This is a genomic window from Actinomyces sp. HMSC065F11, assembly GCF_001813085.1.
Classification (GTDB): Bacteria; Actinomycetota; Actinomycetes; order Actinomycetales; family Actinomycetaceae; genus Gleimia; species Gleimia europaea.
On the sequence record NZ_KV811482.1, the window covers coordinates 138,754 to 153,462 of the forward strand.

A 14,709-nucleotide genomic window follows, 5' to 3' on the forward strand; every position below is an offset into this window, starting at 1 on the left:
CTGTAGTCTGACATCAGCTCTTTGATGGAGAGCATGTTTTCATACGCAGTACTTCAAAGGAGAAGTTATGAAGCGGATTGCAGCATTTGCTGGATTTGCGGCCATTAGCTTGATGCTGGCCGCATGTGGTGGCGGTGCACAACAAGGCTCTGGGACTGAAAGCACTGGTTCGGGTGAGGCTACGGCAGGCGGCGAGGTCTCTGTAGTTACTTGGTGGGAAGCCGGTTCTGAGAAGGACGGTCGTGACGCACTGGTTAAGGTGTTCGAAGAAGAGCATCCTGATTTCATGTTTAAGAACGCTGCGGTTGCAGGTGGTGGCGGCTCGCAGGCTAAACAGAAGCTTGCGGCTGACCTCGCGGCACAGAACCCGCCAGACACGTTCCAGGCTCACGCTGGCGCTGAGCTTACCGACTACATTGATGCCATGCAGATCGAGGATGTCTCAGCACTGTATGACGAGTTCAAGCTTCGAGATGCTTTCCCCGATACGCTGATTGATCGTCTAACCGTTGATGGCAAGATCTACTCCGTACCGTCAAATATCCACCGTGCCAATGTTGTGTGGGCAAACAAGGCAGTGCTTGAAGAAGCTGGTCTTGATCCGGCAAAGCCGGCAACTGACATTGAGGGATGGATTGCGGACATGGAGAAAGTGAAGGCTGCCGGCAAGATTCCAATTACGGTTGGTATGGCTTGGACCCAGCTTGAGCTTTTAGAGTCTGTTCTAATGGCTGATCTTGGAGCAGATGGCTACAACGGTTTGTTTGACGGCTCTACGGATTGGGCTTCTGCTGAGGTTACGAAGTCCCTTGAGCACTACTCTAAGATTATCGACTTGGCTGACAAGTCCTATTTGAATGAGGACTGGGAGCCGGCGATGAACCCGGTTATCGCAGGTGAGGCTGCTTACAACGTGATGGGTGACTGGGCTATCGCCGCATTCGAGGCTGCTGGTAAGAAGTACAACGAGGACTATGTCGCATTCCCAGTCCCGGGCTCTGATGGCATTTTTGACTTTCTCGCAGACTCATTCACGATGCCGGTAGGTGCGAAGAACGTTAACGGCGCTAAGGCTTGGCTACAGACCATTTCCGGCAAGCCTGGTCAGATTGCTTTCAACACGATTAAGGGCTCCATCCCTGCTCGTTCAGATCTGACCGATGATGAGATCAAGCAGTTCGGCCAGTACCAGCAGGATGCGATGAAGTCCTTCGCTGAAGACACGATTGTTTCCTCTATCGCACACGGTGCTGCGGTTCCGGTAGCAGTATCGAACGATATGAATGCTGCTTGTGCCAAGTTCGCGCAGGGCGCATCCGATGTTGCGGGTCTGCAGGCTGAGCTTGTCAAAGCAGCAACGTCGCTGTCTAAATAGTCCAATTAACGCAGTTGCGTAGAGCGGGTGGCGGCCTGTCCGTCACCCGCTCATCGGAGGAAAGCATGGCCTTTAAGAACAAACGCAGTGCAAAATCGTGGTGGCGTAAGTATGGTCCGCCGCTACTCTTGATTTCGCCGTCGATCATCCTGGTTGGAATTTTTGTATACGGTTTGATTGCTGCGAATACTGTCACGTCGATGCGCGACGCACACACTGTCGCGCAATATAACGGTGCTAGAGAAACCAGCTTTGTTGGTTTTGAAAACTATGCCTATCTGTTTGGTGATCCAGATTTTCAACACTCCTTGATTAATCTCCTGCTTTTCACGGCAGCATTTCTACTCGGTACCCTCATTCTGGGATTCCTCTGGGCATGGTTACTTGAGCGCCCCATCAAAGGTGAGGGAATTTTCCGCTCTATCTTCCTGTTCCCGATGGCTGTTTCGTTTATCGCCTCGGGTGTCGTGTGGAAGTGGCTTTTGAACCCGGGCGTGGGGGATCAAGCGAAGGGGTTGAATCGCCTGTTCCAGATGCTCGGACTGGGCTTCCTCGAGAACTCATGGACCTCTAACATCACGTTTGGTGTGTTGGCGGTTGCGCTTCCGGCTATTTGGCAACTGTCAGGTTACGTTATGGCTCTTTTCTTGGCTGGCTTCAGGGGGATTAGTGATGACCTGCGCGAAGCGGCCCGCGTGGATGGTGCTAGCGAGTGGCAACTGTACAAACACATCATCTTCCCGCAGCTGTCTGCCGTAGCCTTGTCAGCAGTTATCATCATTGGTCACATGGCGTTGAAGTCATTCGACCTGATCATGGCTGTTACGGATCAGCTCACATACTCCACTAAGGTTCCTGCAATCGACATGTATAACTACATGACTTCAGGTGATTACTCAAATGCTGCAGCGGTTGGAACGATTCTGCTGGTGATTGTGGCGATCTTGGTCGTGCCGTACCTGATCCACGACGCGAAGAAGAGGAAGTGACATGAGCACTCAAGTAAAGAATGCTTTGCCTACCGCGAACCCGCACGTGGTGAAGAAAGGAAGTCCGGGAACTACCGCGATTCGCTACGCGCTGTTGATTCTCTTCCTTGCGATGGTCCTGATCCCGGTGTACGTCCTCTTTGTCACCTCGTTTAAGGGGGCAGCGGAGGCAGATCCTTCGCGCACTTGGTATCTGCCTCAGGAGTGGGACGTTCAGAACTGGCAACGCGCGTGGGACGCATTGGCAGCTCCTCTTGGCCGCACGTTCCTGCTCGTGATCCCTTCGTCGATTATATCTGCGATTTTGGGATCAATGAACGGTTTCGTGCTTTCACGCTGGCGTTTCCCAGGTGCGAACGTGGTCTTCACGTTCCTCCTGTTTGGCATGTTCATCCCGTACCAGGCGGTGATGATCCCTCTAATGAAAATGGTCCTGACCATCGGTCTGCCTAACGGCATCCCAACGCTGATTTTGGCACACGTGGTTTATGGAATTCCAATCACGACTCTTATCTTCAGGAACTATTACGAGTCTGTGCCGGCGGAACTGATCGAAGCGTCGCGAGTGGACGGTGCGGGAATGTTGCGCACGTATTTCGCTGTGGTGCTTCCGATTTCGATTCCCAGCTTTGTGGTCGTGTTGATCTGGCAGTTCACATCCGCGTGGAATGACTTCCTATTTGCGTTGTTCTTGACGAACACGGACACGGGCCCGGTCACGCTTTCCCTGAATAACTTGGCTCATGGTTCGATCATGGCGGACTACGGTGCTTCCATGGCGGGTGCGCTGATCGCCTCGGCTCCCACGTTGATTGTTTATATTCTGCTCGGCAAGTATTTTGTCGGTGGTTTGATGTCCGGTTCGGTTAAGGGCTAGTTGGCCTAGTTTTTCAAACGCATATGGCGACTGGCATCAGTAGCGGCGGCTTTCTCCTATATAGCAGAAAGCCGCCGCTGGTTCATATTCCGTTGGTGTCTAGGCTTCTATCGCCTATTTGCCAGCGTCATCTTGAAGGTCGAGGGCTTGGAGACCGCCTGCAAGAAGCGCGTCGAAGAGGTTGGAATCGATAACTGGAATCCCCAGTTCTTCGGCTTTGGTTGCCTTGGATCCTGCGCCGGGCCCGGCAACTACGAGGCTAGTTTTTTTGGATACGGAGGAGGTGGCTTTGGCGCCTCGCGCGGTAACCGCTGCTTTGGCGCTTTCGCGGTCGTAGTTGGGAACGGTTCCAGACACGACGATCGTAAGCCCGGCTAGAGTTTGCGCAAGTTCTTCGGTTTGCTCAGCCTCCATGCGCACACCCGCGGCACCCCACTTTTGAACAAGGTCTTGATGGGCTTCGAGCGTAAACCAGTCGGATACGGCTCCTGCAATCTCTGGCCCAATGCCTTCAACTTGAGCGAGATCCTCAACCGGTGTGTTCGCGATTTCGTCCACCGAACTGAAGTGGTTTGCAAGAGCTTGAGCAGCTTGAGGGCCAACGTGTCTGATAGAGAACGCAACGAGTACCCTCCAAAGCGGTTCGTTTTTGGCGCGCTCGAGCTCACTGATGATCTTCTCGAAGGTTTTTGTGGGGCGCGGCTGGGTTCTCCAACCGCCGCCAGCAGTATCGCGAACGCCCGCAGTGTAGAAGTAGCGAACCTGTTGCCAGCCTTCTTTAACGCCAACTTCTTTCGCAATGTTTGTAGGGAACGCGCGCCTTCTCCATACGCACACATCTCGCACGCTATCGGCGTTGAGATCAAAGAGGTCAGCCGCTGTCCCAAGAGCCGGTTTCTGGGGTGTTGGCAAAAGGCTTTCCGCGGCGGTGATTTCGTCCGCATGCCCCAGCGTTTCAACCTGGGCCGCATCAAGCTCGAGAAGGGTTCCGTCCGCAAGTAATACTGCCTCTCCAGAGACAAGGGCTGCTGCCACCTCTTCTCGGTCCAACTCGGGCTGAGTGAGGGCAAGGGAGGCCTCTTCGCCGAGCCCCTCAATATCGAGGGCTTTGCGAGAGCCGATGTACGCTATCCGTTCCGTTAGCTGCGCCGGACATTTTTCGAAGTTGAGGCAACGCAGATCAATGTCTCCTTCTTTCGCAGGAGCTAATCGGGCCCCGCATGATGGGCAGTTGGAGGGCATGATGAACTCGCGTTCGGTTCCATCTCGCGCATCCTCAACGGGCGCAACGATTTCGGGAATGATGTCTCCTGCTTTGCGAAGCACAATGAGATCACCAATTAGTACGCCTTTGCGTTTAACTTCGGATGCGTTGTGCAATGTAGCGCGAGACACGTAAGAGCCGTCTACAAGAACTTTTTCCATGACTCCAAATGGGGTGACTCGCCCCGTTCGACCAACTTGGGTGCGGATATCAAGCAGGCGCGTATGCACCTCCTGGGGTGGGTACTTGTAGGCGGTTGCCCACCTGGGAGCACGTGATGTTGTGCCCAGCGCCTGTTGGCTCTGCCTCGAATCCACCTTGAGCACAACGCCATCTATGCCGTAGTCCAGGCTGCTACGTTTTTCCCCGTATTCGCGAATGAAAGAATCGACCTCGTCGTGGCTTCGCACCACCCGTGTATATGAGGAGGTGGGCAGTCCCCAGCCAGCGATGAGCTCATACCACTCGTGCTGGGACTGCGGGATGCGTTGCGCGCCCTCAAAAACGCCTATACCGTGACACACCATGGCTAGAGGCCTCTTCGCGGTTTCAGCAGCATCTTTTTGACGAAGCGATCCGGCGGCGGCATTGCGTGCATTAACAAACTGTTTAAGTCCGGCCTCGGCTCGCGCGCTGTTGTATTCCTCGAAGTCCTTGGTGGGGAAGAAAATTTCCCCGCGCACCTCCACCCGCTCGGGCACGTTTTCGCCACTGAGCTGGGCTGGCACTTTCTTAATGGTGAGGACGTTCGCGGTGACATCCTCACCAACGCTTCCGTTACCACGGGTTGCCGCGCGTTGTAGCTTGCCATTCACGTAGAGGATTGAAACGGCAAGGCCGTCTACTTTAACCTCTGCGGTCATTGGCATGGTTTGCACGCCCAGTGCATTCATACAACGGTCCATCCACGCGTGGGCTTCTTCTACAGAGAACACGTCATCCAAAGAGAGCATCGGTATCTCGTGAGTGACCTTGCTGAAAGCATCGGATGCAAAGCCGCCAACCGATTGGGTAGGAGAATCTTGAGTTTGAAGAGATGGATACTGCCGCTCAAGATCCTCCAGCTCGCGGTACAGCGCGTCGTATTCAGCGTCGGCGAGCGTGGGGGAGTCTTCCTGATAGTACGATCCACGCGCCTGCTCAATAATCTCTACGAGCTCACCCCACCGCTCGCGGGCACGCTCACTGGGCGTCCCGCCTTCACTTGTGGTTTTTGGGGTTTTCTGTGAGAACTCGCCGGATTCGTCGCGGCCGCTCAGTGGTTCCAACGTGCTTTCAGTCATGCCCTAATTCTTACCTCAAACCACGGACATAGAAACCGGTAACCACTCATCCCTTATTCACAGGCGAATGAAGTGAAGCAGTTTCCCCAGCTGTGAAAGACCTTCTGGCCTTGGCCGTTAGCGCAGGCTTGAGTGTAAGCGTGAATGATCTGCTCTCTTCCCCGCTTCATGTGCTTTGCATTGCCGGTCCTGACGCTGGTTTAGGGTTCCCCGTGACTTCCAAGCCGGTGATTATGGGCAGAAATGGGGATGTGCAGGTGAAAGACCCGTTAACTTCGCGCAGGCACTTGCAGGTGAAAGGCATTTACAGTCGTGGTGGGTTTGAGGTGGCGTTGCGAGATCTGGGTTCTGCGAACGGTTTTGCGGTCGGTAGAAAAGCCGCAATCTTGCCAGGGTTTGCGCGGTCGTGGGTCTTGTTGCGTTCAATGACGAGGACACTTCGCAGAGCTAGGATTAATGAAGCTTCGGCAAAGGTAGCCCCTGGTCGGATTTTTTGCGTGGGAGGAAACCTGTGGCAGGTTCGCTCGCGCCCTTCGACAATGAACTTGCAGAAGGCGCTCGAATGGGGCGGAGCGCGGCCAATGAATAAACGCGGGTTGCTCCTGCTACTACCAATGCTGTCGTTGATCTGGCTGATAGGTCGCCTGTTGGGATGGCAGGTAGCCGTCACTGTTGTTTTCTTGATGGCACTCGCAATCAGCTACGGTGTGCTGGCGTTGCGAAGCCGGCGCAAACCCGGGTGTCGTTGGGGTATTTTGTACGGTCTTTCAATGCCTGCGCGTGGGAAAGCCGGCGCGGCAACTTCATCCTCAGAAAAGGCGCCTTCTTGGCGTAACTCGAAGGAGGTGGAAATAGATCTTTCTGCAGCACCAACATGGACGCGGTGCAGTTTTCCCTTGCCAAAAAGGTCTGGGTACGTGCTGGGAAGGGTACGCTTCTCGCCGGGCTCGGTGGTTTCGGTTCGTGTAGGCGAGTCGCTCGCTTTGTCAGATGTGAAAGGTTGGGCTACGTGGGTGCTGTCTCAAGCACTCGTATACGCGCGTGAAAGTGGCATTGACGCCCGGGTCCTTAGGCAATCCCCAAACGTGTTGCGGGACGAGGAAGGGGCGGCACTGCTCACGGTTTTGAACGCCTCAAAACACGTGGCAGACCACCGCGTCGAATGCCCACCGGGTGTTCCGCTGCGTCCGGTGCTACCAGTTGGCGAGGGGGTATCTGAGGTGCAGATACCAACTCGCGTGCTCGTTGAAGATTTGCCAGTGCCGATGGCTGGGCCAGATCTGTCGGTTCCGATTGGAAACAGCGTGACTGGAATAGAGTTCTTGGACTTGGTGAAAGATGGTCCCCACGCCCTCGTAGCTGGAACAACAGGGTCGGGAAAATCAGAGGCGCTTCGCACGTGGATATTGCAAATGTGCCGGAAGAAGGATCCGTCGAAGTTACGGCTTGTATTGATCGACTACAAGGGAGGAGCGGCATTCCGTGATCTAGCGCAACTCCCTCACGCGCAGCAGCTTCTCACAGACCTGGCTCCAGATGACACGGAGAGGGCAATAGCTGGGTTAGGCGCGGAACTTCGGGAGCGAGAGGAAGCTCTTGCGGCGCGACACTTCGTAAGTGTTGACCAGTGGGAGCAACGAAGTCCGAATGATTGTCCGGCGCGTATTGTGTGCGTTATTGATGAGTTTCGCGCGATGATTAGGACGCATCCGGAGACGCTTGAGAGCCTGGTTGATTTGGCGGCTCGAGGGCGGTCTCTGGGCATGCATTTGATTGCGGCAACGCAAAGTCCGGGCGGTGTGGTTACTCCGTCGATGCGTGCAAATCTGACTCTTCGCGTCTGTTTGCGTACGGCAAGCGTGGCTGATTCCCTCGAGATGGTGGCAAGCGGCGCGGCTTCCGAACTTCCGCGAGTGCCGGGCCGTGCAGTAGTTGACGCTGGTTCCATGAAAGAGGTGCAGTGGGCTTACTTCTCGCATCTGGAATCAAACTTGGGGGCGCTTCAAGAAACCGTCAGCGAGGGCGAGGTGCCAGCGCTTTGGCGGCCCCCGCTTCCCGAGTTGGTTTCACCAGGTTTTAGTGCAGATTTGGCGCGCGAGGCCGATCCACCAGGTATCGGTGATGAAGGTGGTCCGATTATTGGGTGGCTGGATGACGTAGCGGGCAGGACGTATAGGCCGCTGCGGCTGGAGGAGGAGAAAGTCGCGGTCGTTGCGGACGAGGGGGAGCTGTTAGAAAAGATAGCAAGTGCGTGCGGGGCTCTATATATTCCGGCCAAGCAGAGGCAGGTGTTTGAAGCGCTCCATCAGATGGATTTCGCCGCGCGGAAGCGAGTTCCCGTGGTGGTTGAGGATTTAGGTGCGTTGCTGCGCGCCATTGACGGCTCGGGCTTTGCTCAAGGTCAAGAGTGGTTGCGTGAGTGGATGGGGCGTGCAGCAGGGGTTGTGGCGGGGGTTAGCGCTGACGATTATTCATTGGTGAGGACGTGGCGGCGAAGTCTCGTAAAGGTTACTGCACAGCAGGCTCGAGGTATGGGGCTGGTGCGGACTGGAGCCAAGGGGTTGATCGCTCACCCATGGGGCAGGTTTGAGGGCGCCGCGGTTAGCATTGTTGATTCTGAAGGCGCCGCCTTGCTGGAGGTGGTGCGGCCGGTCAGCCCGGCAGAAGGCCTATTGGCCCTAGTGCAGGAGGGCGTTCTCTCAACTGGAAGTGAGGCGCTCGTGGCATGCGGGGGAAACTTAAGTGAGCGTGTATGGCTGGTGGGTGAGTTTCCGTCTGATTTGAAAAGTCAGATTCTCGTAGATGCGGCGAGAAATGGCCGTGAGGTAGTGGAGGTGACCGAGACTGTCTTGCTTTCTGGTGGATACCAGCCGGCAAGGAGCGAGGTTTCGCTGGTGGGCAGCATTTCGCGACATGTTCTACGCGCAGTATCGGTACCTCTGTTCGTGAAGCTCGGCGCGGCGGAGGATGCTGTGTACTGGGCTGGTTGCTGTGAGGTGTGGTACAGAATCGGGGCGCTTGCGCGTTAACGTGACTATTTGCACACGGTTATAAAGTGTGAAACGTTTCCATAACCCTTGTGTAACTTTGCCCAGTGGGTGAGACTAAAGAGCGTCATTGGAATGTTGTTGTGTTCGCGGGTTTTGCCTGCGTTGTCGCTCTTTAGGAGTATTGATGGATTGGCGTAGTCGCGCGGCGTGTCTAAGTGTTGACCCGGAACTGTTCTTCCCGATCGGTAACACTGGTCCCGCAATTGCGCAGGCGGCAGAGGCAAAGCAAGTTTGTGCTACTTGCGAGGTACAGCAGGTGTGCTTGCAGTGGGCGCTGGAGAATAACCAGGATGCCGGTGTTTGGGGTGGCATGAGTGAGGATGAGCGCCGTACGTTGAAGCGTCGCCGCGCTCGTGTGCGCCGCGCTAGCTAGTAGTTTCAGCTTTTGAGGAAGGGGCCAACCAGTTGGTTGGGCCCTTCGTCTTTGTTTGGTCTTCCTCGTCTCTGGCTTGAGCTAGCTAGATTTGGGCAGATTCAGACAGGGCTACATGAGTACGCCCAGCGGCTTGAGGAGTTGTTCAACGCCCCGCGTGATCATGGATCGGGCGCGCCACTCTTCTTCGCGAAGTTGAGATGAGGTACTGAGGTCGTTTTCGAAGATTTTTTCCATTTCTGCCGCGTGTTCTTCGGACCAGGTTTGGACGTTGATTTCGTAGTTCCCAAACATTGAGAGCCGGTCGATGTTTGCGGTGCCAACCGTTGACCAGCGTCCGTCAACGGTTGCGGTTTTGGCGTGGATCATGGCGTGTTCGTACTGCCAGATTTCAATTCCGGCACTGATGAGGTCGTCGTAGTATGCGCGTGAGATCCAGTCTGCAACCACGTGGTTTGAGCGCTTGGGTACGAGTACTTTGACTTTGACTCCACGTTTTGCCGCGTCAACTAGGGAGGCAAAGATTTCGCGGTCAGGGATGAAATATGCGGATGTGATGAATGCGTGGTCGTTGGCGCGTTCGAGGGCATCGATGTAGAGGCCGCGGATAGGGAAGAGCATCTTGTTTGGCTGATTGAGAGCCGCGTAGATGGAGGAGTCCCATGCGCGTGCTCCTTGGTCGGGGAGTTTGGGCATGTGGTTCCATCGTTTTGCGTTCCAGTAGTCAACGAATGCCATTTCTAGTTCCCAAACGGCTGGCCCTTGGATGCGCACGTGGGTGTCTCGCCATTCTGTTTTGTAGAGCGTACCTATGTTGTAGCCGCCAACGAACCCGATTTTGCCGTCAGTGACGAGGACCTTTCGGTGGTCGCGTCCGGTTTTTCGCGGGTTGAGGGTGATTACACCGGAGCGGATGGCGGGCAGGATGATGACGTGGAGGTTGGGGTGTTTAGGGAAGCGCTTGAAGGCGGGGTTAACTACGAGGTTGCCGAAGCCGTCAAAGGCGCAGAAGACTTGTATGCCTCGGTGTGCGGCGCGGATGAGTGCTTGTTTGAAGCGCTGGCCGACCTTATCTGATTTCCAGATGAAGGTTTCGAAGTAGATGTAGTCGGTGGCGTTCTCGATGGCTTCGAGCATGTCGGAGTATAGGGAGCTGCCTTCCGTGTATGTGCGGATGGTGTTGTCGCCTAGGTTCGTGTCTAGCGGGGGGAGGGCGGGGAATCCACCGCCTCCGGGGGCGCGGCGTTTGCGAACTTCGTCAACGGCTGTGAGCGTGATGGCCGCCGCGATTTGTGCGCTTACGGTGGTTATGCCGGCAATTTTGGCGACTCGTAGTGCTTGGCTCGCATTGAATAGGTTCTTCCCGCGTTTCCTCATGTCCCTCACTCTAATGCAGGGCTGAGACTGGCGCGGCCTGCCACATCAGGTAACTGCTTATCTACGTGCCCGACCCGAACTGCCCTACCCGCGGCGCTCCCACCACGTGCACGACCCAAACTGCAGCCCAAATCAGGTGCCCAGTTCGCATCCGTGAGAGGAAGGGATAAAAAGTAGGGTTAGTTTTGCCGGTTTGGGTCTGAATACCGTATGAGGCTGCCACGCTGACCGCATCTGTGAGGGGAACTGCCGGGATGTGATGCCAAATCTGCCGCTTTGGGTCGGAATTGTGTTTTCCCCGCAATCTCACCATTTCTGCTCTGGTTGAGGATTTTTTTGGACAGATTTCGCGCCTGTGTTTTGGGGGGTTTTATACTGGGTGCATGTCGAATATTTCTAGGGAAGAAGTCGCCCGTATTGCAAAAGTGGCTCATATTGTGCTGACCGATGAGGAGACCGCCGGGTTCGCTCGTGATCTTGGTGCGTTGGAGGAGCGTTTGGAGCGCCTCGCATCGTGGGAGACGCAGGGTGTTGCGGAGACGGTTAATCCGATTCCTTTGGTGAACGTGTGGCGTGATGACGAGGTCGGCCAGACGTTGGATCGTGAAGAGGTTTTGGCGCAGGCGCCTGCGGCTGAGGATGGCATGTTCCAGGTTCCGCAGATTTTGGGTGAGGAGTAATTATGGCGAAGTCTGATTTGGTTTTCCGCTCGGCGCTTGAGCTCGCGCAGATGTTGCGTGAGGGCGAGGTTTCGTCGGTTGAGGTGACTCACGCGATGCTGGATCGTATCGCTGAGGTTGATCCGGTGGTGAATGCTTTCCTGTTTGTTGACGAGGAGGGTGCGCTTAAGACGGCTCGTGAGGTGGATGAGGCGCGCGCGGCTGGTGAGCAGTTGCATCCGCTGGCGGGTGTGCCGATTGCCCTAAAAGATAATGTTGTGACTCGGGGTGTGCCGACGACGGCTGCGTCGAGGATGCTCGAGGGCTGGGTCCCTCCGTATGATGCGACGATTGTCGAGAAGATTAAGGCCGCGAAGCTTCCTATCGTGGGTAAGACGAATATGGATGAGTTCGCGATGGGTAGCTCAACCGAGCATTCGGCTTTTGGGCCAACGCATAATCCGTGGGATTTGGAGCGCATTCCGGGTGGTTCCGGTGGCGGTTCGGCGGCTGCGGTGGCGGCGTTTATGGTGCCGCTTGCGATTGGTTCGGATACGGGTGGTTCGATCCGCCAGCCTGCTGCGATGACGGGGACGGTTGGTGTGAAGCCGACGTATGGTGCGGTGTCGCGTCAGGGCATTATTGCTCTCGGGTCTTCGCTGGATCAGGCGGGTCCGGTGGCGCGCACGGTGGCGGACGCCGCGGCGTTGCAGGATGTTATTGATGGTTTTGATGATCGCGATGCGGTGTCGTTGGATTATGCATGGCCGTCGATGGAAGAGGCCGCCCTGGAGCCTGCGAAGGCAGGGGATCGCCCGTTGGAAGGCGTGAAGCTTGGCGTGGTTAAGCAGCTGTCTGGTGATGCGTATGAGGACGACGTGGTGGCAAGCTTTGAGTCCACGCTCGAGTTCTTGAAGGGCAAGGGCGCGCAGGTTGTGGAGCTTGATCTGCCACTCCTTGGCATTGCTTTGGATGCGTACTACGTGATTATGCCGGCGGAGGCGTCGTCGAACCTCGCTAAGTTTGACGGCGTTCGTTACGGCTTGCGCGCCGAGCCAGAGCCTCCGGTTACATCGGAGCGTCTGATTGCGGCTAGCCGCGGTGAGGGCTTTGGCTCTGAGGTGAAGCGTCGCATCATTTTTGGTACGCGAATGCTGTCGAAGGGTTTCTTCGATAAGTATTTTGTGCAGGCGATGCGCGTGCGTACGCTCCTGCAGGAGGAGTTGGTGGAGGCGTTCGAGTCTGTTGACGTGATTGTGTCACCAACTTCGCCGACCACGGCATTTAAGCTTGGCGAGAAGATGGATGACCCGACGCTCATGTATTTGAGTGATATTACGACTACGCCTGCGAACTTGGGTGGTATGCCGGCGATGTCGGTTCCGTCTGGTGTTGCTCATGGTCTTCCGGTTGGTTTCCAGGTGACTGGCCCGGTACGTGGTGACGATGTGATGTACCGCGTGGCAGCTGTGGTTGAGTCGCAGGAGGATGTGGCACATAAGAACCCGATGATTGAGGGCGCGGACGGCGTAGCGCGCGAGGGAGAGGATCGTTAGGTCATGGATAAGTTGATGAAGTATAGCGAGGCTGTGGAGAAGTTTGACCCGGTTTTGGGTCTTGAGGTTCACGTCGAGCTGGGTACGAAGACGAAGATGTTTGACCAGTCGCCGAATGAGTTTGGTGGCGATCCGAACACGAATATTGCGCCGGCTTCGATTGGTTTGCCGGGCGCTTTGCCGACGATTAATAAGACTGCGATTGAGTGGGCTATCCGCCTGGGTCTTGCTTTGAATTGTGAGATTTCTGAGGTTAGCCGGTTCGCTCGTAAGCATTACTTCTACCCGGATTTGGCGAAGGCTTACCAGATTTCGCAGGCTGCGGTTGCGGTTGCGCATAACGGATGGGTGGATGTTGAGCTGGATGATGGCGATACGTTCCGAGTTGAGATTGAGCGTGCTCACGTGGAGGAGGACGCTGGTAAGAACACGCATATTGGTTCAGAGGATGGGCGTATTCAGGGTGCGGCGTATTCCCTGGTGGACTTTAATCGTTCGTCGGTGCCTCTGATCGAGATCGTGACGAAGCCGATCGAGGGGGCGGGTGCTCGGGCTCCGGAGATCGCGTCTAAGTATGTGCAGGCGTTGCGTGATATCGCGAGGGCACTCGGCGTTTCTGAGGCTCGTATGGAGCGCGGTAATTTGCGTGCGGATGTGAACGTGTCGCTTCGCGAGACCCCGGACTCGCCGCTTGGTACGCGCACTGAGACGAAGAATGTGAACACGTTCCGCGGTATTGAGAAGGCTGTGCGTTATGAGATCTCTCGCCAGGCGCAGGTTCTCGCTGATGGCGGCGAGGTAGTACAGCAGACGCGTCACTTCCATGCGGAGGATGGCACGACGTCGGCGGGCCGCGATAAGTCGGATGCGGAGGATTACCGTTACTTCCCGGATCCGGATTTGGGTCCGATTGTGGCTAGCCCGGAGTGGGTTGAGCGCTTGCGCGGTGAGCTTCCGGAGCTCCCGGCAGTGCGCCGTCGCAGGTTGCGTGACGAGTGGGGCTTCTCTGAGCTGGAGATGCGCGACGTGGTGAACGCCGGCGCTATCGATTTGATTGAGGATACGGTGTCGGCAGGCGCCTCCTCCGCTGCGGCTCGTAAGTGGTGGATGGGAGAGCTGTCCCGCGTTGCGCGCGAGGCGGAGGTTGAACTCGAGGAACTCGCGGTGACTCCGGCTCAGGTGGCCGAACTTCAGGCGTTGGTTGATGACGGCAAGATTAACGACAAGCTTGCCCGCCAGGTGCTTGAGGGCGTATTGGCTGGCGAGGGAGATCCCGCTGAGGTTGTGGATTCCCGCGGCTTGGCTGTGGTCTCTGACGATGGTCCTCTGATCGCGGCTGTGGAGGTCGCGATGGCTGATAACCCAGATGTCGTGGATAAGATCCGCGGCGGCAAGATGGCCGCTATCGGAGCATTGATGGGCCCGATTATGAAGGCCACGCGAGGCCAAGCCGATGCGAAGCGCGTTCGTGAACTGATCATGGAGCGTATTTAAAATTTGCGAGGAGGTCGCTAGCTTCTGCGTTAGCGGCTGACCGTAGGGGGGGGATTCCTGAACAGGAATCCCCCCCCCCGTTTGTCGGGGTACTGGCGAAATAGTTCTAGGTGCGCGAAGTCACGCGCTCGAAATTTGATTCTAGATGAGTGACGTGACTAATTTAGTTTCGGTCCTGATCGGAGCGATCCGATTGGATGAACTACGAGGTAGTACGGATCACAAAAAGTCAGTTGACAAGGGGTTCGAAACCTACTAGAGTAGATTCTCGGTTCCGCAACGAAGCAAGTAGTTGAAACGGAACCTTTTTCAACGCCTTTCGCGGTTTTCACGAAATGTTTGGGCTCGTGACTGAGACCAAATGGTGAGAAAAGCGATTGTGTGGGTGTTGTTTGTGAACTCGATAGTGTGT

Annotated in this window: 10 protein-coding genes; 8 read left to right on the top strand and 2 right to left on the bottom strand. The window is 55.9% G+C overall.

From position 1 onward, the window contains the following. The first annotated feature begins 67 nt into the window (after positions 1-67). The 3 genes from HMPREF2891_RS07080 to HMPREF2891_RS07090 all read left to right on the top strand — a co-directional run bounded on the left by HMPREF2891_RS07080 (position 68) and on the right by HMPREF2891_RS07090 (position 3,241). Positions 68-1,375: an ABC transporter substrate-binding protein gene (locus HMPREF2891_RS07080; protein ID WP_070664684.1), complete on the top strand. Its 1,308-nt coding sequence runs from the start codon at positions 68-70 to the stop codon at positions 1,373-1,375. A 65-nt stretch (positions 1,376-1,440) separates the two neighbouring features. Next, complete coding sequence (locus HMPREF2891_RS07085) at positions 1,441-2,364, top strand: carbohydrate ABC transporter permease (protein WP_070664685.1); 924 nt, start codon at positions 1,441-1,443, stop codon at positions 2,362-2,364. Between the two features lies 1 nt (position 2,365). Then, on the top strand, positions 2,366-3,241 hold the full coding sequence (locus HMPREF2891_RS07090; protein WP_233187653.1) for a carbohydrate ABC transporter permease: 876 nt from the start codon (positions 2,366-2,368) through the stop codon (positions 3,239-3,241). A gap of 114 nt (positions 3,242-3,355) precedes the next feature. On the opposite strand, the gene ligA is transcribed toward HMPREF2891_RS07090, so the two are convergent. Then, entirely contained in the window at positions 3,356-5,788 is a 2,433-nt protein-coding gene (gene ligA, locus HMPREF2891_RS07095; RefSeq protein ID WP_070620867.1) for an NAD-dependent DNA ligase LigA, read from the bottom strand. 128 nt (positions 5,789-5,916) lie between these two features. Between ligA and HMPREF2891_RS07100 the strand changes: the two genes are divergently transcribed. Then, positions 5,917-8,817 (top strand): FHA domain-containing protein, encoded by a 2,901-nt coding sequence (locus HMPREF2891_RS07100; protein WP_222566281.1) that lies wholly within the window; start codon positions 5,917-5,919, stop codon positions 8,815-8,817. Between the two features lie 145 nt (positions 8,818-8,962). Continuing rightward, the gene (locus tag HMPREF2891_RS07105) at positions 8,963-9,211 is read left to right on the top strand and encodes a WhiB family transcriptional regulator (protein ID WP_034509141.1); all 249 of its coding nucleotides are present in this window, start codon (positions 8,963-8,965) and stop codon (positions 9,209-9,211) included. 111 nt (positions 9,212-9,322) lie between these two features. Here the strand turns inward: HMPREF2891_RS07105 and HMPREF2891_RS07110 are convergent, their stop codons facing one another. Beyond that, entirely contained in the window at positions 9,323-10,588 is a 1,266-nt protein-coding gene (locus HMPREF2891_RS07110) for a phospholipase D-like domain-containing protein (RefSeq protein WP_070664687.1), read from the bottom strand. Between the two features lie 383 nt (positions 10,589-10,971). Between HMPREF2891_RS07110 and gatC the strand changes: the two genes are divergently transcribed. From gatC to gatB, 3 genes are read left to right on the top strand one after another with little or no spacing between them, the layout of a single operon-like run. Continuing rightward, positions 10,972-11,268, top strand: coding sequence for an Asp-tRNA(Asn)/Glu-tRNA(Gln) amidotransferase subunit GatC (gene gatC / locus HMPREF2891_RS07115; RefSeq protein ID WP_070664688.1), 297 nt, complete (start codon positions 10,972-10,974; stop codon positions 11,266-11,268). A 2-nt stretch (positions 11,269-11,270) separates the two neighbouring features. Next, the gene (gatA, locus tag HMPREF2891_RS07120) at positions 11,271-12,803 is read left to right on the top strand and encodes an Asp-tRNA(Asn)/Glu-tRNA(Gln) amidotransferase subunit GatA (RefSeq protein WP_070664689.1); all 1,533 of its coding nucleotides are present in this window, start codon (positions 11,271-11,273) and stop codon (positions 12,801-12,803) included. A 3-nt stretch (positions 12,804-12,806) separates the two neighbouring features. Further along, positions 12,807-14,297, top strand: a complete 1,491-nt coding sequence (gene gatB, locus HMPREF2891_RS07125) for an Asp-tRNA(Asn)/Glu-tRNA(Gln) amidotransferase subunit GatB (protein ID WP_070664690.1) — start codon at positions 12,807-12,809, stop codon at positions 14,295-14,297. The last annotated feature ends 412 nt before the right edge of the window (positions 14,298-14,709 follow it).